General features: G+C 50.0%; 17 protein-coding genes and 1 pseudogene. 5 read left to right on the top strand and 13 right to left on the bottom strand.

Features of this window, described 5'->3' with window-relative positions; genetic code table 11:
• The first annotated feature begins 42 nt into the window (after window positions 1-42).
• Complete coding sequence (locus HMPREF2907_RS05380) at window positions 43-1,137, top strand: PBECR3 domain-containing polyvalent protein (protein ID WP_318259018.1); 1,095 nt, start codon at window positions 43-45, stop codon at window positions 1,135-1,137.
• 9 nt (window positions 1,138-1,146) lie between these two features.
• Complete coding sequence (locus HMPREF2907_RS13525; protein WP_318259017.1) at window positions 1,147-1,344, top strand: hypothetical protein; 198 nt, start codon at window positions 1,147-1,149, stop codon at window positions 1,342-1,344.
• A gap of 75 nt (window positions 1,345-1,419) precedes the next feature.
• Here the strand turns inward: HMPREF2907_RS13525 and HMPREF2907_RS05375 are convergent, their stop codons facing one another.
• Window positions 1,420-3,675: a nitric-oxide reductase large subunit gene (locus HMPREF2907_RS05375; protein WP_070680866.1), complete on the bottom strand. Its 2,256-nt coding sequence runs from the start codon at window positions 3,673-3,675 to the stop codon at window positions 1,420-1,422.
• Between the two features lie 466 nt (window positions 3,676-4,141).
• Between HMPREF2907_RS05375 and nirK the strand changes: the two genes are divergently transcribed.
• Window positions 4,142-5,344 carry a copper-containing nitrite reductase gene (nirK, locus tag HMPREF2907_RS05370; protein WP_070680863.1) on the top strand — a complete coding sequence of 401 codons (1,203 nt, stop codon included), beginning with the start codon at window positions 4,142-4,144 and terminating at the stop codon, window positions 5,342-5,344.
• A gap of 268 nt (window positions 5,345-5,612) precedes the next feature.
• Window positions 5,613-6,365, top strand: a complete 753-nt coding sequence (locus HMPREF2907_RS05365; RefSeq protein WP_003744619.1) for a formylglycine-generating enzyme family protein — start codon at window positions 5,613-5,615, stop codon at window positions 6,363-6,365.
• A gap of 251 nt (window positions 6,366-6,616) precedes the next feature.
• Here the strand turns inward: HMPREF2907_RS05365 and ispG are convergent, their stop codons facing one another.
• The 10 genes from ispG to argH form a co-directional block, all read right to left on the bottom strand.
• On the bottom strand, window positions 6,617-7,882 hold the full coding sequence (ispG, locus tag HMPREF2907_RS05360) for a flavodoxin-dependent (E)-4-hydroxy-3-methylbut-2-enyl-diphosphate synthase (RefSeq protein ID WP_070680860.1): 1,266 nt from the start codon (window positions 7,880-7,882) through the stop codon (window positions 6,617-6,619).
• 2 nt (window positions 7,883-7,884) lie between these two features.
• On the bottom strand, window positions 7,885-8,757 hold the full coding sequence (locus HMPREF2907_RS05355) for a helix-turn-helix domain-containing protein (protein WP_070680857.1): 873 nt from the start codon (window positions 8,755-8,757) through the stop codon (window positions 7,885-7,887).
• A gap of 4 nt (window positions 8,758-8,761) precedes the next feature.
• Window positions 8,762-9,517 carry a type IV pilus biogenesis/stability protein PilW gene (gene pilW, locus HMPREF2907_RS05350; protein WP_070680852.1) on the bottom strand — a complete coding sequence of 252 codons (756 nt, stop codon included), beginning with the start codon at window positions 9,515-9,517 and terminating at the stop codon, window positions 8,762-8,764.
• Window positions 9,518-9,519: 2 nt separating this feature from the next.
• On the bottom strand, window positions 9,520-10,614 hold the full coding sequence (gene rlmN, locus HMPREF2907_RS05345; RefSeq protein ID WP_070680849.1) for a dual-specificity RNA methyltransferase RlmN: 1,095 nt from the start codon (window positions 10,612-10,614) through the stop codon (window positions 9,520-9,522).
• Between the two features lie 258 nt (window positions 10,615-10,872).
• Window positions 10,873-11,298 (bottom strand): nucleoside-diphosphate kinase, encoded by a 426-nt coding sequence (ndk, locus tag HMPREF2907_RS05340; RefSeq protein WP_070680846.1) that lies wholly within the window; start codon window positions 11,296-11,298, stop codon window positions 10,873-10,875.
• Window positions 11,299-11,417: 119 nt separating this feature from the next.
• Entirely contained in the window at window positions 11,418-12,554 is a 1,137-nt protein-coding gene (gene zapE, locus HMPREF2907_RS05335; RefSeq protein WP_070680843.1) for a cell division protein ZapE, read from the bottom strand.
• Window positions 12,555-12,918: 364 nt separating this feature from the next.
• Window positions 12,919-13,233 (bottom strand): integration host factor subunit beta, encoded by a 315-nt coding sequence (locus HMPREF2907_RS05330; RefSeq protein ID WP_003744632.1) that lies wholly within the window; start codon window positions 13,231-13,233, stop codon window positions 12,919-12,921.
• Window positions 13,234-13,243: 10 nt separating this feature from the next.
• Window positions 13,244-14,929 (bottom strand): 30S ribosomal protein S1, encoded by a 1,686-nt coding sequence (rpsA, locus tag HMPREF2907_RS05325; protein ID WP_003759201.1) that lies wholly within the window; start codon window positions 14,927-14,929, stop codon window positions 13,244-13,246.
• A 155-nt stretch (window positions 14,930-15,084) separates the two neighbouring features.
• Entirely contained in the window at window positions 15,085-15,744 is a 660-nt protein-coding gene (gene cmk / locus HMPREF2907_RS05320) for a (d)CMP kinase (protein WP_070680838.1), read from the bottom strand.
• A gap of 225 nt (window positions 15,745-15,969) precedes the next feature.
• A complete protein-coding gene (gene argH / locus HMPREF2907_RS05315; RefSeq protein ID WP_070680834.1) occupies window positions 15,970-17,349 on the bottom strand; it encodes an argininosuccinate lyase in 1,380 nt (459 codons plus the stop codon).
• A 77-nt stretch (window positions 17,350-17,426) separates the two neighbouring features.
• On the opposite strand from argH, the gene HMPREF2907_RS05310 reads away from it, so the two are divergent.
• Entirely contained in the window at window positions 17,427-18,467 is a 1,041-nt protein-coding gene (locus HMPREF2907_RS05310; protein WP_070680831.1) for a sensor histidine kinase, read from the top strand.
• 203 nt (window positions 18,468-18,670) lie between these two features.
• On the opposite strand, the gene HMPREF2907_RS05305 is transcribed toward HMPREF2907_RS05310, so the two are convergent.
• Both HMPREF2907_RS05305 and HMPREF2907_RS05300 read right to left on the bottom strand, forming a co-directional pair.
• Window positions 18,671-19,312 (bottom strand): glutathione S-transferase family protein, encoded by a 642-nt coding sequence (locus HMPREF2907_RS05305; protein WP_070680828.1) that lies wholly within the window; start codon window positions 19,310-19,312, stop codon window positions 18,671-18,673.
• An 84-nt stretch (window positions 19,313-19,396) separates the two neighbouring features.
• Window positions 19,397-19,641: pseudogene (locus HMPREF2907_RS05300) on the bottom strand (glutathione S-transferase family protein); the annotation flags it as partial.

The following is a 19,641-nucleotide window of genomic DNA, read 5'->3' as shown; positions in this document are numbered from 1 at the left end:
AGGCGAGGCAATGCCGTACCGGTTTAAAGTTAATACACTATAATGAACAAGACGCAGGCTGAAGCTGATGCAACACTGTACGCCCGCGCCGTTGAAACCCTTGCAGGTCGTCTGAATATGGGAATCCGTGATTTTGACGCGGCATACGGCGGCTTGAATGTGGTCGGCGAAAGCCTGATTGACGACGGCGTATTGAATCAGGCGTTGGCAAGCAACCCTCCGCGCGGATGGGTGCATAGCGAAAACCCGCAGGATGCAATCAACATTTGGACAACAGATGGACGGGAAGCCGCGAAAAACGAAGCTGTATTTTGGACTTTGGATAACGCGGCAGATACCGGAATTGCCGATACACAGGGATATTCACATTCCATCAGCCGATTTGCAGCACACCACATCTACAAAGAACATGGCAACGCCAAAACGGAAGAAGAACGCGGACAGATTGCCGTAACAGCGGAGGATTTGACGCGGATTCCCGATATGGTTACATCGCCTGACAAAATCGTAACAGGTTTTCAATCAGAACAAGGGGCAGAACGGGTTGCGTATTTGAAGAGATTTGATGACGGGCTGATGGTTTATATCGCCGAAGCCAGCCGTAAAAAGAAAGATTTTCGAGCTATTTCCATGCGGAAGTATCCCCCAACGGCAATATCCGAAAATGTCATCAAAAACATTTCCAGCCAAAGCCTCAACGTCCGAAACGGGGAGGGGGCATATGACAATTCTACACCCAACACCGACGCCAATCAAGACATACTGTATCAGGGTGGAACAGACCGTGGAATGTTCAGCCGTGAGCATAACCTGATTGCCCTGTTGAAAAACGCCGACGCTTCTACATTCGTTCACGAACTGGGGCATTTCTTCCTTGAAACGAATACCCGCATCGCCCGCGACCTGACCGCCAAACCTGCCGAGAACCTGACCGGGCAGGAACGGCAATTCCTGTCCGACGTTCAGACGACCTTGGATTGGTTCGGCGTGAAAGACCTTGCCGCATGGGACGCAATGAGCCTGAACGAGCAGCGCGAGACTCACGAAAAATGGGCGCGGGGTTTTGAAGCCTACCTGTACGAAGGCAAAGCACCAAGCGAGGAATTGAGCGGTGTATTCCGTCGGTTCTGCTCATAGTTGAAACAGGTGTATCAATCCCTGAAAAGCCTGAACGTAGAATTGACCGACGAAGTCCGCAGCGTGTTTGACCGAATGTTCGCCGGCGACGAGCAGATTCAGCAAACCCAATACATAAACGGCATGACTCCGATGTTTGAAGATGCGGCACAGCCGGGTATGGACCAAGCTAAGCTGCCCTACCCCTTTCAGGCAACTCCCCATTAAGTTTCTTCTATACTTCCAAAAGAAAGGTCGTCTGAAACTTTCAGACGACCTTTTGCAGGGTATTCAAGCTAGGATTTATTTATCGCGGCTGAATACGATTTTGGTTGCTTGGATGGCTACGCAGACTGCACCGCCGATGAAGATCAAGTCAGCTGCCGTACGTACCCAGCGCAGGGTGTCGAGGATTTCCATTTGCAGGAACTCTTCGCTACGGGCATACCACAGACCATGAGTGATGGCCGCATGTGCTTGGATGGCGCCGACCGGCAGCAGGCTGACGGCAATCATGCCGACCAAACCGCCGTTGAGCAGCCAGAAGCCCCAAGTCATCACTTTTTCGTCGAATTGTGCGTTTGGTTTCAGGTAGCGGGCAACCAGCAATACGAAGCCCAGTGCCAAGAAGCCGTACACACCGAACAAGGCTGCGTGTGCGTGGACTGCGGTAGTGTTCAGGCCTTGGATGTAGAACAGGGAAATCGGCGGGTTAATCAGGAAGCCGAATACGCCGGCACCGATCATGTTCCAGAAGGCAACTGCTACAAAGCACATCAGCGGCCAACGCAGGCGTTTCGCCCAGTCGGAATTGTGCTGGTAAGACCAATGCTCGTAGGCTTCGCGACCCAGCAACACCAGCGGTACGACTTCCAACGCGGAGAAGCAGGCGCCGATTGCCATAGAGGCTGAAGTAGAACCTGTGAAGTACAGGTGGTGCAGCGTACCCGGCACGCCGCCCAACATATAAATGGCACCGGCAGCCAGAGTAGATGCGGTAGCGGTACTGCGGCGGACAAAACCCATGTTGTAGAAAATGAAGGCAAAGGCTGCGGTAGCAAACACTTCGAAGAAGCCTTCTACCCACAGGTGAACTACCCACCAGCGCCAATATTCCATGACGGCAATCGGAGATTTCTCGCCGTAGAAGAGACCGGGCGCGTAGAACACACCGACACCTACCACTGAGGATACAAACATCGCCAACAGGTTTTTATCCACACCTTTTTCTTTAAAGGCAGATACCGTGCAGCGCAGCATCAGGAAAAGCCACAACAGCAGGCCTACCATCAGCAGGAGTTGCCAGAAACGGCCCAAATCGAGATATTCGTAACCTTGGTGTCCGAACCAGAAGTTCATCTCGGGCGGAATGACGTGCGTCAGGGCGAGGAAGTTGCCTGCATAAGAACCGCCCACGACGATAAACAGAGCGATGTAGAGCAGGTTTACGCCTTCGCGTTGGAACTTGGGATCTTTGCCGCCGTTAACAATCGGAGCCAAGAACAGACCTGCCGTCAGGAAGCCGGTTGCAATCCAGAAGATGGCGGATTGGATGTGCCAAGTACGGGTCAATGCGTAAGGGAACCAGTCGGACATTTCAAAGCCCAGTGCTTCGTCTATGCCGTAGAAACCTTGACCTTCGACGGTGTAGTGCGCGGTCAGGCCGCCCAGCAGCACTTGCACCACAAACAGGGCGACTGTCAAAAAGACGTATTTGCCCAGTGCTTTTTGGGAAGGAGTCAGTTGAATTTTGGAAATCGGATCTTCAGTCGGAACTTCCACGACTTCGTGCTTGGTCAGGAATGAATAACCCCACATCAAAAAGCCGATACCCATCACCAGCAAGACTATACTGGTAAACGACCACATGTAGTTTTCAGTAGTCGGCACGTTGTTGATCAGAGGCTCGTGCGGCCAGTTGTTGGTGTAGGTGAAAGTTTCGTCAGGACGGTTGGTCGAAGCAGACCATGAAGTCCAGAAGAAGAAGTTGAACAGTTTTTCACGCGCTTCTTTACTTGGCAATGTGTTGTTTTTCATTGCGAAGTGTTCGCGGGTCGTCTGAAGGGCGGGATCGTCGCTGTATACGCCGTGGTAGTAAGGCAGGATGCTCTCAATGGCTTTGACGCGGGTATCGCTGATAACGACGCTGCCGTCTTCTTTAATACGGCTTTGGTTGCGGTATTCGTCGGCAAGGCGGGTTTTCAGTACGGCTTGTTCTTCAGGAGAAACTTCGTTGAATTTTTTGCCGTAAGTCTCTTGCGCGGTCAAATCCAACCATGCGACAAGCTCGCGGTGCAGCCAGTCGGCTGTCCAGTCCGGAGCTTGGTATGCGCCGTGTCCCAATACGGAACCGACTTCCATACCGCCGGTGGTTTGCCAGGCAGACTGACCTGCCAAAATATCGTCTTTGGTCATCAGCTGAGTGCCTGATGCCGAAACGACTCTCTCAGGGTAAGGCGGGGCTTTTTTATAAACCTCGCTGCCCATGTAGCCAAGAATGGTAAAGCAGACTGCCAGGACGGCAAACAGCAAGTACCATAGCTTCTTGTACTGTCCCATTTCAGAACTCCTTATTTTGGTAAAAAGTGGTTGCTTATAAATTCATACTATATGAATGTTAAAGATTGTAGCACTCTTTTCAGGCAAAAGAAATATTCTCTTAACAACAATCTTTAAAAAACAGATATATAGTCAATAATAATTCTTATTATCAAAAATACGATGGCATTTTTGTAAAGAATTGGATAAAACATGTGAGCAATAATAGATGATTTGATGTAGTTTTATCTAGTTATTAAGTAGTAAAACAGGTAGTAAAAGTTCATCTTTGATGAATTAATTGATTTAGGTCAAGATATAGCGGTAAAACCACCTACATAATCCTACAAAAGTTCACAAGAGATGCCTTTCAGACGACCCGGAATAAGGCAGTTTGAAAGAGCCGAAAGCGGTATGCCGCGGACGACAAAGGTTGAAAAAATATACCCTGACCTTCTTAAAATAGTTATTAAAGGAAATGACAACTATGAAACGCCAAGCTTTAGCTGCAATCATTGCTTCAGTTTTTGCTTTAGCCGCTTGTGGTGAGCAAGCTGCCCAAAAACCTGCCGAGCAAACCGCTTCCGCTCCTGCAGCTTCCGAGGCTTCTGCTTCCGGTGCTCAAGCTGCTGCCGAAACCCCCGCTGCCGAGCTGCCTGTTATCGACGCGGTAACCACACACGCTCCTGAAGTTCCGCCTGCCATCGACCGCGACCATCCTGCACGTGTTCGCGTCAAAATGGAAACCATTGAAAAAACCATGAAAATGGACGATGGCGTGGAATACCACTACTGGACATTTGACGGCGACGTTCCGGGCCGCATGATCCGTGTACGCGAAGGCGATACCGTGGAAGTCGAATTCTCTAACAACCCGTCTTCTACCGTACCGCACAACGTTGACTTCCACGCTGCTACCGGTCAAGGCGGTGGTGCAGAAGCCAGCTTCACTGCTCCGGGCCGTACTTCTACATTCAGCTTCAAAGCCCTGCAACCCGGTCTGTATATCTACCACTGTGCCGTTGCCCCTGTCGGTATGCACATCGCCAACGGTATGTACGGTCTGATCTTGGTTGAACCTAAAGAAGGCCTGCCTAAAGTGGACAAAGAGTTCTACATCGTACAAGGCGACTTCTACACCAAAGGTAAAAAAGGTGCGCAAGGTCTGCAACCGTTCGATATGGACAAAGCCATCGCCGAACAACCTGAATACGTTGTATTTAACGGTCACGTAGGCGCTATCGCCGGCGACAACGCCCTGAAAGCCAAAGCAGGCGAAACCGTCCGTATGTACGTTGGTAACGGTGGTCCGAACCTCGTTTCTTCCTTCCACGTTATCGGTGAGATCTTCGACAAAGTTTACGTAGAAGCCGGCAAACTGATCAACGAAAACGTACAAAGTACCCTGATTCCTGCCGGTGGCGCAGCGATTGTCGAATTTAAAGCCGACATCCCGGGCAGCTATACTGTGGTTGACCACTCTCTCTTCCGTGCGTTCAACAAAGGCGCGTTGGGTCAATTGAAAGTAGAGGGCGCAGAAAACCCTGAAATCATGACCAAAAAACTGGAAGACAAAGCCTATGCAGGTAGCGGTGCAGCTTCAGCCCCTGCCGCTTCAGCTCCGGCTGCCCCTGCATCTTCCGCAGCAGCGCCTGCTTCCGCAGCATCTGCAGGTAAAGGCGGCTACTAATCCAGTCATCTCGGCGTAGAGACAGAAAAAAGCCACTGCTGTTCCGGCTGATGCAAGGACAACAGTGGCTTTCTTCCACAACCAATCGAAAGATTGGTTTTTCAGACGACCTATCAAGTATCGAAGGTCGTCTGAAAAACCGGTTTCAAGCATTCACGAACCCGACAAGCCAAAAGCACAATAAACAGACGGCTTCTAAGGATTTTTATCCGGTTTCGCTATATAATCAAAGCCTAATAATCCCCGTATTCAGATTAGAAAGCCCGTTATGAAACTCATACCACTCATCGCCCTATTTACCCTTGTCGCAAGCGGCAGTGCAGCGGCGGCCGAAATGGCAAAAGTTGAAGGCGGCAGCTACCGCCCGCTCTATCTGAAAAAAGAGACCAACCTCATCAAAGTCAAACCTTTCCAAATCGACAAGTACCCCGTTACCAATGCCGAATTTGCAGAGTTTGTCAAAAAACACCCCCAATGGCAAAAAGGTAAAGTCAGCTCCAAACAAGCCGAACCTGCCTACCTGAAACACTGGGTTAAAACCGGCAGCAACAGCTACGCGCCCAAACCCAACGAACTGAAACATCCGGTAACCAACGTATCTTGGTTTGCCGCCAACGCCTACTGTACTTCACAAGGCAAACGCCTGCCGACCATAGACCAGTGGGAATTTGCCGGACTCGCCTCCGCCACTCAGAAAAACGGTTCTGCCGAACCCGGCTACAACCGCACCATTCTTGACTGGTATGCAGACGGCGGTAGAAACGGCTTGCATGACGTCGGCAAAAGCAAACCCAACTACTGGGGCATTTATGATATGCACGGCCTGATTTGGGAATGGACGGAAGACTTCAACAGCAGCCTGCTGGCGTCAGGCAATGCCGATACGCAAATGTTTTGCAGCGGTGCATCCGTAGGTTCCAGCGACCCTTCGAATTACGCCGCTTTCCTGCGCTACGGCATACGCACTAGCCTGCAGTCCAAATACGTCCTGCACAACCTGGGTTTTCGGTGCGCGAAATAACCGGTTTCATCACCAAAGCAGCTTTGGCGGTACTGAAAGGTATCGCCTTTTTTTGAGTTTGAAGTTGATTTGAAAATAGCGATTGTATAGAACCTCGCGCCTAACAAATTTAGCATGACCAAGTTTCTAACGGACTGAATATTCTAAGCAACTGGGCTGTTCCTCTACCTCTTCTTAATTTTCATTAATAAATATACCAGCAAACCAAAAGGTCGTCTGAATGTTTTTCAGACGACCTTTATTCATGCCTATCAAGCTGACTGTATCGGGATGATACGATTTTGACTGCGTTTTACACCGCCTTCGCAATAGTTGGTTTTGACGTATTCTTCGACAATTTCCAAGAATTCAGCTGCGATGTTGTCGCCTTTTAAAGTCACTTTACGCTCCCCGTCAACGTAAACCGGTGCTACAGGGGTTTCACCGGTTCCGGGCAGGCTGATGCCGATGTCTGCCAGTTTGCTTTCTCCCGGTCCGTTAACGACGCAGCCCATAACGGCAACGTTTAAAGATTCCACGCCGGGATAAATGGTGCGCCATACGGTCATTTTTTGGTGCAGGTAATTTTGTACGTCTTGGGCGAGCTCTTGGAAGACCGTACTGGTGGTGCGTCCGCAACCGGGGCAGGCGGTAACCATAGGGGTAAATGATCGCAGTCCCATGGTTTGCAGGATTTCTTGACCGACGATGACTTCCTGAGTGCGCGAGCTGCCGGGTTCGGGGGTGAGTGAGATACGGATGGTGTCGCCGATGCCTTCTTGAAGCAGTACGGCCAAGGCGGCGGTAGAGGCGACAATGCCTTTGCTGCCCATGCCTGCTTCCGTCAAGCCTAAGTGGAGCGGATATTGGCAACGGCTGCCCAGCTCGCGGTAAACTTGAATCAAATCCTGAACAGAGCTGACTTTGCACGACAAGATGATTTTGTCCTCGGGCAAACCTAACAAAACGGCTTTTTCTGCAGATTCCAGCGCCGAAATAATCAAGGCTTCTTTCATGACTTCTTCAGGCGGTTTTGGAGAGGAATACGCCAGATTGGCATCCATCATGCGCTTGGCAAGGCTTTGGTCCAGAGAGCCCCAGTTGACGCCGATGCGGACGGCTTTATTGTTTTCGGCGGCAGTCCGAATCATATAGGCAAATTTTTCATCGCCTTTTGCGCCTTTGCCGACATTGCCGGGGTTAATACGGTATTTGGACAAGGCTTTGCCGCATTCGGGAAATTCTGCCAACAGGCGTTCGCCGTTGAAATGGAAGTCGCCAATCAGCGGTGTGGTGTACCCCATGTCGTCCAAACGCTGGCGGATTTCGGCAACTTTGGATGCGGCTTCCGGGCTGTTGACGGTAATACGCACCATTTCTGAGCCTGCATCACTCAATTCTTTGACTTGCAGGGCAGTCGCTTCTGCATCGGCGGTGTCGGTATTGGTCATCGATTGAACGACAACGGGTGCGTCAGAACCGACGATGAGATGATCGATTTGTACTTGATGGGTTTGGCGGCGTTTGGGTGTGTTCATCTTTATTTTTTTCCTGCTACAAATGAAGCGGATTTTTCACCGGCAGCGCGGTATTCTGCCAGATTGATGGTTGTCCCGCCATAATTGGCTTGAGCACCTGCGGCGATGCCGATCCAGACGTTGTAAGGCGCTCCGCCTTTAAACCGTTTTTCGCTGCCTGCGGGAATGATTCGGCTGAAAATCATGGTACCTTTCTTATCGGTAATAATCAGATTGCTTCGGTATTGAACTTTGATCCAAAGCTCGTCTGAATCGACTTTGACTTCAGGTTCGAATGCTGCTGATTCTGACGCTGCAACGCTGGAAGCTGCTTTTTCAACATTGGATATTTCTTGTTTTCCGTTTTCCGCCATATTGGAAACGGCAACGTTTTCTTTTTTCAACTCCGGCGTCTGCATACTGTTGCGCACGGCATCGCTGTTTTGTGCGACTTGTTGCTCGTTTTCATGGTTGGATTTGCTTTGCCAAACATAGATACCGCCCCCCAGCAGGATGAGCGCAGCAACGCCCAAAACCCATTTTGGAAAACCGACTTTTTCACCATCTTGGTAGTTTAAGCCGGTATTTTGTTTGCGATCCACCAGATAGACATGGTCTTCTTCCGGAGCGGAAATGGCTTTCAGACGACCTGTGATGGTTGCTTCATCGATTTTCAACAGGCGGGCATAAGAACGCAGATAGCCCATAACGAAGACCAATCCTGAGAAGAAAGAATAGTCTCCTTTTTCAAGCGCTTCAATTTGTTCGGCTGACAGTTTCAACCGTCGCGCTACTTCGTCAATATCCCAACCTGATTTTTGTCTGAGTTGTCCCAGCTCATCACCCAATGATTTGGCAGCTTGAATGTCGTATTCGTTTTTCTTTTGATTTTCCATGTAGTTACTTACCTGTGGTTACTGCCTGTAATTGTTCCGAATAGGGGAAGTTTGCCCTTAGTTGGGCTTCGTATTCGTAGGCTGCCTGGCTATTGCCCATAGCGGTCGCCAATTTCCAGCCCAGCAGCAAATCATCTGCCTGTAAGACATCGACTTTGCTTTGATATTGGCGGAAATAATAATCCGCTTCGTTTAAATTGCCTGCCAGCATTTTGGTTCTTGCCAATTCTTTAAACGCAGGCGGGAATTGAGGTTGTGCAGCCAGAGAGCGTTCAAGATAAGCTTCTGCCAGCGAATATTGGCCCATCTTCGCGCTGCAAATACCTTTGTTGAGGTTGGCGATAAACGGAGAAGGATAAGTCGGATCGGCTAGAGCTTTGTCAAAATAACTGATGGACTGGGCGGGATTGTTCATCTCGCTGCACAAGAACCAGCCGTAGTTATTATTGATTTCCGCATTGTCAGGTTTCAAGGATAGGGCTTTTTGGAAGCTTTCCTGCGCCTTGTCGCGCACTTTGAGATATTGATAGATTTGCGCGCGAACCAGCCATGCATCTTCATTGCTGCTGTCCGCTTTCAATGCCTCTTCAATGCTTACCGTTGCTTGACGGTAATCGCCCCCACGCATGTATTCTATAGCCAACTGCGTTTTGATATTGGCGACCTGTGTCGCACGTTCCGCTCTGCTTGGACCTTTTGTGCCGGTGCATGCACCTAAAACCAAAGTTAAAATAATGGGTTGCCAAATGTTCAGTTTCATAATCAGCTCTGTTGTTCGACCAAAATCTGCTGCCATTTTTGTTGGCGGCGTGTTTTATCTTGTACTTGTCCTGCCAATTGACCGCAAGCTGCGTCAATATCGTCGCCACGCGTTTTACGGACGGTTACCACGAATCCTGCCTGCTGCAAAATATCGCGGAAAACGCGGATATTTTCATTGGTAGAGCGTTCGTAGCCGGAATTTGGGAAGGGATTGAACGGAATTAGATTGAATTTGCACGGTACATCTTTTACCAACTCAATCAGTTCACGCGCATGCTGCGCCTTGTCATTGACTCCGTCTAGCATAACATATTCAAAAGTAATGAAATCTCTTGGTGCTTTGACCAAATAGCGTTGACATGCCGCCATCAACTCTTTCAACGGATATTTTTTATTCAACGGAACGATTTGATCGCGCACTTCGTCGTTAGAAGCATGAAGGGATACTGCCAGCGCAACAGGCATCGCATCGCGCAGCCTGTCCATTTGCGGCACCATACCCGATGTGGAAACGGTAACACGGCGGCGGCTTAGGCCGTAGCCATGATCGTCCAGCATGATGCTCAATGCAGTAACGACGTTATCAAAGTTCGCCATCGGCTCGCCCATGCCCATCATCACCACATTGGAAATCACACGTTCGTTTTTCGGTGTAACGCCCATCGCTTTGTTTGCCCACCACAGTTGCCCGATGATTTCGGCAGCGGTCAGATTACGGTTGAAACCTTGGCGGCCGGTAGAACAGAAGGTGCATTCCAATGCGCAACCGACTTGCGAGGAAATACACAATGTACCGCGTTCTACCTCGGGAATAAATACCGTTTCCACGCCGTTGCCCGTTCCTACATCCAGCAGCCATTTGCGCGTACCATCGGAGGATTCCTGCGCCATCATCAGTTTGGGCACATCCACGCTTGCCTGTTCGTTGAGTTTCAGGCGCAGGGATTTTGCCAAATCGGTCATTTCATCGAAACTTTGCGCACCGGCTTGGTGGATCCAGCGCATGACTTGTTTGGCGCGGAACGGTTTTTCGCCCATCTCGGCAAAATGATGGGTCAGACCGTTTAAATCGTAATTCAGCAGATTGGTTTTCATGTGGTTTATTTCTTGGTAAAGCTTTTGAATAAAGGCTGCCGTTGGTTATAAGTTTTGTGAATCTGATGGAGAAGGGAGCTTCGCAACAGTCTGAAAAATCTCCCCAATCCTTTTTTAGCAAACAGCTTTTATTCTCAGCCTTCTTCTATCATATTTTCAGACGACCCCCATTTTAGAAAGGTCGTCTGAAAACAGATTGAGACAAACAATATCGACAAAACCGTCCAAACGCCCGACCCGGTCGAACGGCATTCATCGTTAACGCGGGCAGATTTCGCTTTGGCTGAAGAAGTAGGCAATCTCGATTGCTGCGTTTTCCAGACTGTCAGAGCCGTGTACGGCGTTTACGCTGAGAGATTCGGCAAAATCCGCACGTATCGTACCGGGAGTAGCTTCGGCAGGGTTGGTCGCGCCCATCAGCTCACGGTTTTTTGCAACGGCATTTTCACCTTCCAGTACCTGAATCATCACAGGACCGCTGGTCATAAAGGCAACCAAGCTGTCGTAAAAAGGACGCTCTTTGTGCACAGTATAAAACTCTTGGGCTTCGCGCACGCTGAGGTGCTTCATTTTGGCAGCGACAATACGCAATCCGTTGTCTTCAAAACGGCTGTAAATTTTGCCGATTACATTTTTACCTACAGCATCGGGTTTAACGATGGAGATCGTGCGCTCAATAGCCATATTATGTCCTTGTTTTTATTGCGTTGTGCAATAGTCTGAGGTTGAGGAAAATGAATTGCTATTTTAGCAAATTTCAGTTTGCTTTGGGAAAAGCTACTCTTTTTTTCTTTGCCTAAATCTTATTTTTTCAACGTCAGATGCGGCTGTTCCAAATAAACTTCCGATTGCATTTCCACCATACGGCTGGCAGTACGGGTAAATTCTTCGGCAAAATCGCCCTCGACATAAATATCGTTTACGCCTACTGCGCTGGTAGCACAGAGCTTCACTCGGAAATCGTACAATACGTCAATCAGCCATGTAAGGCGGCGAGCTTCGGCCTTTTCCTGCGGAGTCAGGCGCTTCAATCCTGATACGAACACCATTTCATAATGTTCGGACAAATAGAGGTAATCGGCTTGCGAACGCGGACCAAAGCATAAAGCGCGGAAATCGAACCAAATGGCACGGTCGGATTGGGCTTTGTGCGGAATTTCACGTCCGTGTATTACGCTGACACCGGGATTCAGTTCGGAAATCCCCGCCATTTCTTTAAACAAATCAGCCAATTTCTGCTCGTTTTCTTCATTGTTGGGAACGAAGAAAATCTCGGCAGGACGTAAAGTGCGCAGGCGGTAGTCTTCCCCGCCGTCAACATTTAAGACGGTCAGGCTGGATTCAATCAGCGCAATGGTTGGCAGAAAGCTGCTTCTGTTTTGACCTTGGGGATAAAGCTCGGAAGGGGCATAGTTGGAAGTTGCCACCAAAACCACGCCTTCGCTCAACAAGTTTTCCAGCAGGCGACCCAAAATCATCGCATCTGCAATATCGCTGACGTGAAATTCGTCAAAACACAATACGCGGGTCTCTTTGGCAATCTCAGCAGCAACTGCTTTTAAAGGGTTGGCTTCACTTTTCAAGTCTTTCAAACGCTTATGGATTTCCGCCATAAAAGCATGAAAGTGGACACGGCGTTTGCGGCGGTATGGCAAGCAGCCGAAAAAAGCGTCCATCAAGAAACTTTTGCCGCGACCCACGCCGCCATAAAAATACAGACCTTTCGGCACTTGGGGAGAGCGCAGGCTGCGCCCTAGGAAACGATTGCGTTTGCGTTTGAACATCATCAGTTCCGTCCACAAACGATCCAAATATTCAATCGCCCGCGCCTGTGCTTCATCGCGGATGAAATTCGGTTGTTCGGCTGCAGCCTGATACCAAGTCAGCGGGCTGTGGTTTTCAAACGGAGGGGCGACAAACAGTTGACCTCTATCACTCATATCTGACCTTTATTATGTTTTTGGGTTTGACAATTATAGTGGATTAAACTTTAAACCAGTACGGCGTTGCCTCGCCTTAGCTCAAAGAGAACGATTCTCTAAGGTGCTGAAGCACCAAGTGAATCGGTTCCGTACTGTCTGTACTATCTGTACTGTCTGCAGCTTCGTCGCCTTGTCCTGATTTAAAGTTAATCCACTATACGTTTTATCAACGGGCAATCATTAAAAGAAACGTATTATAGATGATTTCAGACGACCCTATGAATTTTCCATTACAAATTCCGCCCAAATTACGAAAACAATAGAGAACCATATTTTCAGACAACAAAAACGCCGCATTTCTGCGGCGTTCGTTTACTCAGGTTTAGTTGGCATTTTCTTGTAAAGCCAAGTCCACACGTTCACGCAATTCCTTACCGGGCTTGAAGTGAGGGACGTGTTTTTCAGGCACTTCCACACGTTCGCCGGTTTTGGGGTTGCGGCCGATACGGGCCGGGCGATGGTTCAAATCGAAGCTGCCGAAGCCACGGATTTCAATACGCTGACCGCGAGCAAGCGAGCGGGTCATGGTATCAACCAAAACTTTTACGCTGTATTCGACGTCTTTTGCCAGCAATTGGTTACCGTTTTTCTCGGCAAAAACTTCTGCCAAACGAACCATTAATTCAGACTTCGTCATGTCTGCAACCTTATTCTTGGTCGCCGGACAGTTTGGCTTTCAGCAAGTCGCCGAGGCTGGTAGTACCTGCGCTGGCGGTTGCAGCAGCGTTGACTGAATTCAGGGCTTCGCGGTTTTCTTTAGCGTCTTTAGCTTTAACAGACAGGCGGATGCTGCGGTTTTTGCGGTCGACGGTTACGATAACGGCTTCAACCTCGTCACCTTCTTTCAGTTTGGTGGTCAGGTCTTCAACGCGGTCGGCTGCGAATTCGGAAGCAGGCAGGTAGCCTTCCACTTCGTCAGACAGGGCAACAACGGCACCTTTAGCATCAACAGATTTCACAGAACCTTTAACCAAAGAACCTTTGTCGTTTACGCTGATGAAGTTACCGAAAGGATCGCCTTCCAGTTGTTTGATGCCCAAAGAGATACGCTCTTTGTCAACGTCGATTGCCAATACAACGGCTTCAACTTCTTCGCCTTTTTTGTATTTGCGTACAGCTTCTTCGCCGGCTTCAGTCCAAGACAGGTCAGACAGGTGAACCAGACCGTCGATACCGCCGGGCAGACCTACGAATACACCGAAGTCAGTGATGGATTTAACCGCACCGGAGATTTTGTCGCCTTTGTTGTGGTTGGCGGCAAATTCTTCCCAAGGATTGGCTTGGCATTGTTTCATGCCCAAAGAGATACGGCGGCGGTCTTCGTCGATTTCCAGAATCATCACTTCGACTTCGTCGCCCAATTGTACGACTTTGCTTGGGTGTACGTTTTTGTTGGTCCAGTCCATTTCGGAAACGTGTACTAAACCTTCGATACCTTGTTCGATTTCAACGAACGCACCGTAGTCGGTCAGGTTTGACACTTTACCGAACAGGCGGGTACCTTGTGGGTAACGACGGGTCAGACCGCTCCAAGGATCTTCGCCCAATTGTTTCATACCCAGAGAAACGCGTTGTTTATCTTGGTCGAATTTCAGGACTTTGGCTTCAACTTCTTGACCGACTTCCAGAACTTCGCTCGGGTGTTTCACACGGCGCCATGCCAGGTCGGTGATGTGCAACAGGCCGTCGATGCCGCCCAAGTCAACGAATGCACCGTAGTCGGTGATGTTTTTAACGATACCTTTGATGATAGAGCCTTCTTGCAGGTTTTCCAGCAGGGCTTTGCGCTCTTCACCCAAAGTAGCTTCCAGAACGGCACGGCGGGAAACCACGACGTTGTTGCGTTTTTTGTCCAGTTTGATGACTTTGAATTCGATTTCTTTGCCTTCAAAGTGGGAAGTGTCTTTAACGGGACGTACGTCAACCAAAGAACCCGGCAGGAATGCGCGGATGCTGTTGATCATAACGGTCAGGCCGCCTTTGACTTTGCCATTGATAACACCGGACAGGATGTCGCCGTTTTCCATCGCTTCTTCCAAAGCGATCCAGTCGGCAGCGCGTTTGGCTTTTTCGCGGGACAGTTTGGTTTCGCCGAAGCCGTTTTCAACGGATTCGATGGTAACGGTAACGAAATCGCCAACTTTAACTTCAATCTCGCCCTGAGCGTTTTTGAATTCAGCAACGTCAATCAGAGATTCTGATTTCAGGCCTGCATTAACGGTAACGAAGTTTTGATCGATTGCCACGACTTCGGCAGTAATCACCTCACCCGGGTTCATTTCTTGCAGGGTAAAGCTTTCTTCAAGCAACTGGGCAAAATTTTCCATAGTCATATATACTCTTTTCGGTACACCGCCAAGGGGTGCGGGGTAGGTTGGAGAATGCCTGCCGCCCTTGGCACGGCAGGCTTTGAAAATAAATATTTCAGACGACCTTCGGATGCTCCAAAGGTCGTCTGAAACAAAACGCAGGGATTATACCCTAAATTTCAAACTTTATGATACCAATCAAGCACTTTTTTTACAGCTTCTTCGATACTCAGCCCGCTCGTATCCAAAAGTTCCGCATCGGGAAGCTGCTTTAAGGGCGCGACGCTGCGGCGGCGGTCCGCTTCATCGCGTGCCTCGATGTCCGACAAAATCCGTTCAAATTCCAAGCCTTCGCATGGAATGCCGATTTGTTTGGCGCGGCGTTCCGCCCGTATTTTCGCACCTGCGGTCAGAAAAACCTTTAACGCCGCATCGGGGAAAACAACCGAACCCATATCGCGCCCGTCGGCGACCAAACCTTTTCCCGTTAGAAAATCACGCTGCCGCTGCAAAAGCGCGGCACGCACTTTTGGCAACTGCGCCACTGCAGAAGCGCCCATGCCGATGGCTTCGCTGCGGATTTGTCCCGAAACGTCTTCATCATCCAAAAAGACCTGAGTGCCTTCAAAGCGGGCGGGCAGATTTTCTGCCAGCGCGGCAACCGCCTCTTCATCGTTCCATTCCACATCCCGTTTCTTCGCATACAGCGCGGTCAGGCGGTATAACGCGCCGGAGTCCAGATAATCGAACCCTAAAGCCTGAGCGATGCGGGAAGCGACTGTGCCTTTCCCCGATGCACTGGGTCCGTCTATGGCGATGACTTTTTGTTTGGTATTCATATTTTGGCTTTCTGAGAATAATGTAGGAGGTCGTCTGAAAACAGATGCACTGAAAATATCTTATTTTTCGAATATGCGGGCAATGGTTAAAGTTCTACGACGACCCGGAATTTTACGGGGATAATGTTAAAAAGCAAATCTGACTATTCATCAGTTACTTCACCAGAAAAGGTCGTTTGAAAGCCCTATTTTCGGTTTTCAGACGACCTTTCTATCTATTTCTCTTTAAGCCAACAATTCCCGCCAGCGTTTCACTTGGAAGCGTACTTGCTCCGGCGCGGTTCCGCCCAAGTGGTTACGCGCGTTCAGGCTGCCTTCGGGTGTCAGCACGCCGTACACGTCGTCTGAAATCAGGTTGCTGAAGCCTTGCAGGACTTCGAGCGGCAGTTCGCTCAAATCGACGCCCGCTTGGTCGGCGTGGCGCACGGCTTGGGCGACGACTTCGTGGCTGTCGCGGAAAGGCATGCCTTTTTTCACCAAGTAATCCGCCAAATCGGTGGCGGTGGCGAAGCCCTGCATCACGGCGGCGCGCATATTGTCGGGTTTGACAGTCACGCCGCGCATCATGTCGGCGTAAATCCGCAGGGTGTCGATGAGCGTATCGGCGGTATCAAACAGCGGTTCTTTATCTTCCTGATTGTCTTTGTTGTATGCCAAAGGTTGTGATTTCATCAGGGTAATCAGGCCGATAAGGTGTCCGATGACACGGCCGGATTTGCCGCGCACGAGTTCGGGCACATCGGGATTTTTCTTCTGCGGCATGATGGACGAACCTGTGCAAAAACGGTCGGCGATGTCGATAAAGCCGAAACGCGGACTCATCCACAAAATCAATTCTTCAGACAGGCGGCTCAGGTGAACCATAATCAGCGAGGCAGCGGCGGTGAACTCGACGGCAAAATCGCGGTCGGATACGGCATCGAGCGAGTTTTGGCAGATTTGTTCGAAACCCAGCAATTCGGCGGTGATTTCGCGCTGAATCGGATAAGTCGTACCGGCAAGGGCGGCAGCACCGAGCGGCATACGGTTGACGCGTTTGCGACAGTCGGTCATGCGTTCGAAATCGCGTCCGAGCATTTCGACGTAGGCGAGCATGTGGTGTCCGAAACTGACGGGCTGGGCGACTTGCAGATGGGTGAAACCGGGCATGACGGTTTCGGCGTTTTGTTCCGCCAAATCTACCAAGGACGTTTGCAGGCTCCGAATCAGGTCTTGAATGACGGTAATCTGGTCGCGCAGCCACAGGCGGATGTCGGTGGCGACTTGGTCGTTGCGGCTGCGGCCGGTATGCAGGCGTTTGCCGGCATCGCCGATTTTTTCGGTCAGGCGGCGTTCGATGTTCATGTGGACGTCTTCCAAATCCAGCGACCAAGAAATAGTACCGTCCTTGATTTCTGCTATAATCTCCGCCATTCCCCGACGGATCGCCGCCAAATCTTCTTCACTCAAAACACCTGATTGAACAAGCATTTGCGCGTGAGCCAGCGAACCCTGAATGTCCCACTCGGCAAGCCGTTTGTCGAAATCGATCGAACCGGTGTATTTTTTCACCAGCTCGGAAACAGGCTCGTTAAAACGGCCCGACCAGGTTTTGTCCTTACTCATGGTTTCGTCCTTCAGATAAAATAACAGAGCCAATAAGGCTCGTATAAACGCATTAAAAGAAAACGGTTGGAAATTTTATGTCTATTATACGTCAAATCAACAATACATTCGCCGCCCCCGACCTGCGCAATTCCGCGACAGTCGTGCGCCTTTTGATTATTGTCTTGGGCAGTCTGTTTTTTCTGCCCTTAATCAGCGATTCCTCACTCTCCTATTCCGCAGAAATTTACCATCACTCCAAATGGATTTTCCCCGTATTTTTGGGTATTTTGATCAAAGCCTATTTCGTCAATATCTTCACCCCTGCCATCAAAACATCGCCCTACGGCGTCATTATTACCTATTTTTTGAACTTATCGATATTTGCAATCGTCGATTTCTTTATTCTGAAAACACACGGCAGAACGCTCTCGCAACATTTTTTCCTGTTCAACCTGTTCCTGCTCGGATTGATGTATTACGAAGGTTCCCGCCGCAACGGCCTTGCACCTTCGGTTTCCGAAGCCCGCCTCAGCGCGCTGACCGCCCGTATCCGCCCGCATTTCCTGTTCAACAGCCTCAATGCCGCCATCAGCCTCATCCGCCTGCGCCCGTATGATGCGGAAACCCTGTTGGAAAACCTCGCCAACCTCTTCCGCGCCCAACTGCGCGACGGCAGCCAAAGCAGCTCTTTAGGACAAGAAATCGAATGGGCTCGCGAATACATCGCCATCGAACAAATCCGTATGGGTCATATGCGCGTGCAGGTTATGTGGCAGCACCAGGCGCCCGATGACGCGGAAACGCCGCACCTCCTGCTCCAACCCCTTTTGGAAAACGCGGTCTTCCACGGCGTCGAGTCGACCCACCGCCCCGGCATGATCACCGTGTTTACCAAGCTCAACAAATCATCCATCTATATCCGTATCGAAAACCCCTACACCCCGCCCGAAAGCAGTGAAAACACCAAACCGCACAAAGGCAACTCGATGGCATTGCACAACCTCAAAGAACGCCTGACGCTGATGTACGACAACGATGCCAAAATCCAAAGCCGCCAACTCGACGGCATTTTCCGCGTCGACATCCGCCTGCCTTACCGCAAAAAAGCCTCTGATGTGAACAGGCTGTTCGGTTGAGAAAACATCATCGAATATGACAACAAAGGTCGTCTGAAAACCCGATTGAAAAGGGTTTTCAGACGACCTTTTTATTTTTTTATTTTATAGTGGATTAAATTTAAATCAGGACAAGGCGGCGAAGCCGCAGACAGTACAGATGGTACGGCAAGGCGAGGCAACGCCGTACCGGTTTAAAGTTAATCCACTATAATAGCCTTAATTTATTCCGCAGGCGGCATTTGGGCAACGGTTTCCTGCGCCCATGCCATGGTTTCGGCAAAGGCGGGACGGGCGAGATGTTTGGCGGCATAGCGTTGCAATACATCGGTTTCATCGGCAGGCAATACTTTAAAGTTTTGCGTTAAGAGCAGAATCAGCCCGGAATAGTACAGATCCAGCGCGGTAAAGCTGTTGCCGATAATGTAGTCGCGGTTTTTCAAGTGTTCGCGCAATGTGTTCCATGCGGTATCAAAATCGCCGTAGCCGATTTGGCGGCGGCGCTCGGGCGTATCGACAGGCAGGTTGTGCAGTTTGTTGAAGGCTGCGTATTCGAGGTGCAGCGACAGGCACATCCAGCGGTAGTATTCGCCGCGTTCCAATGTGTCTGCGGCAGGGATGAGGTGTTTGTCGGGGAACTGTTCTGCCAAAAAGGTAATGATGGCGAGCGATTCGGTCAATACGGTATCGCCGAATTTGAGTGAGGGGACTTGGGCTTGGGGATTGATGGAGAGATATTCGGCGGACTGAATCTGTGTGCCGAATTGGATGGGAACGACGGTGTATTCCGCGCCGCATTCTTTCAGCATCCATACAACGTATGTGCCGCGTGAAAAAGGATGGGTGTAGAGCGTGATGTTTTGCATGTCTTTTCCTTTTGCGTTGTGAATGTTTTTGGCGAAACCCGTACAGTAGGTTTCAGACGACCTTTCGGTTCTAATAATCTTGATTTATGACACAGGCGGCATTTGGGCGGCGGTTTCCAGCATCCATGCCGTGGTTTCGGCAAAGGCGGAGCGGGCGAGATGTTTGGCGGCGTAGCGTTGCAATACGTCGGTTTCATCGGCGGGCAACACTTTCCAATTTTGCGTTAAGTGCAGAATCAGCGCGGAGCAGTACAAATCCATCGCGGTAAAGCTGTTTCCGACGATGTAGTCGCGGTTTGTCAAGTGTTCGCGCAATGTGTTCCATGCGG

Source organism: Neisseria sp. HMSC055H02 (assembly GCF_001813335.1).
GTDB lineage: Bacteria > Pseudomonadota > Gammaproteobacteria > Burkholderiales > Neisseriaceae > Neisseria > Neisseria sicca_C.
This window is presented reverse-complemented; position numbering and strand designations above follow the sequence as displayed.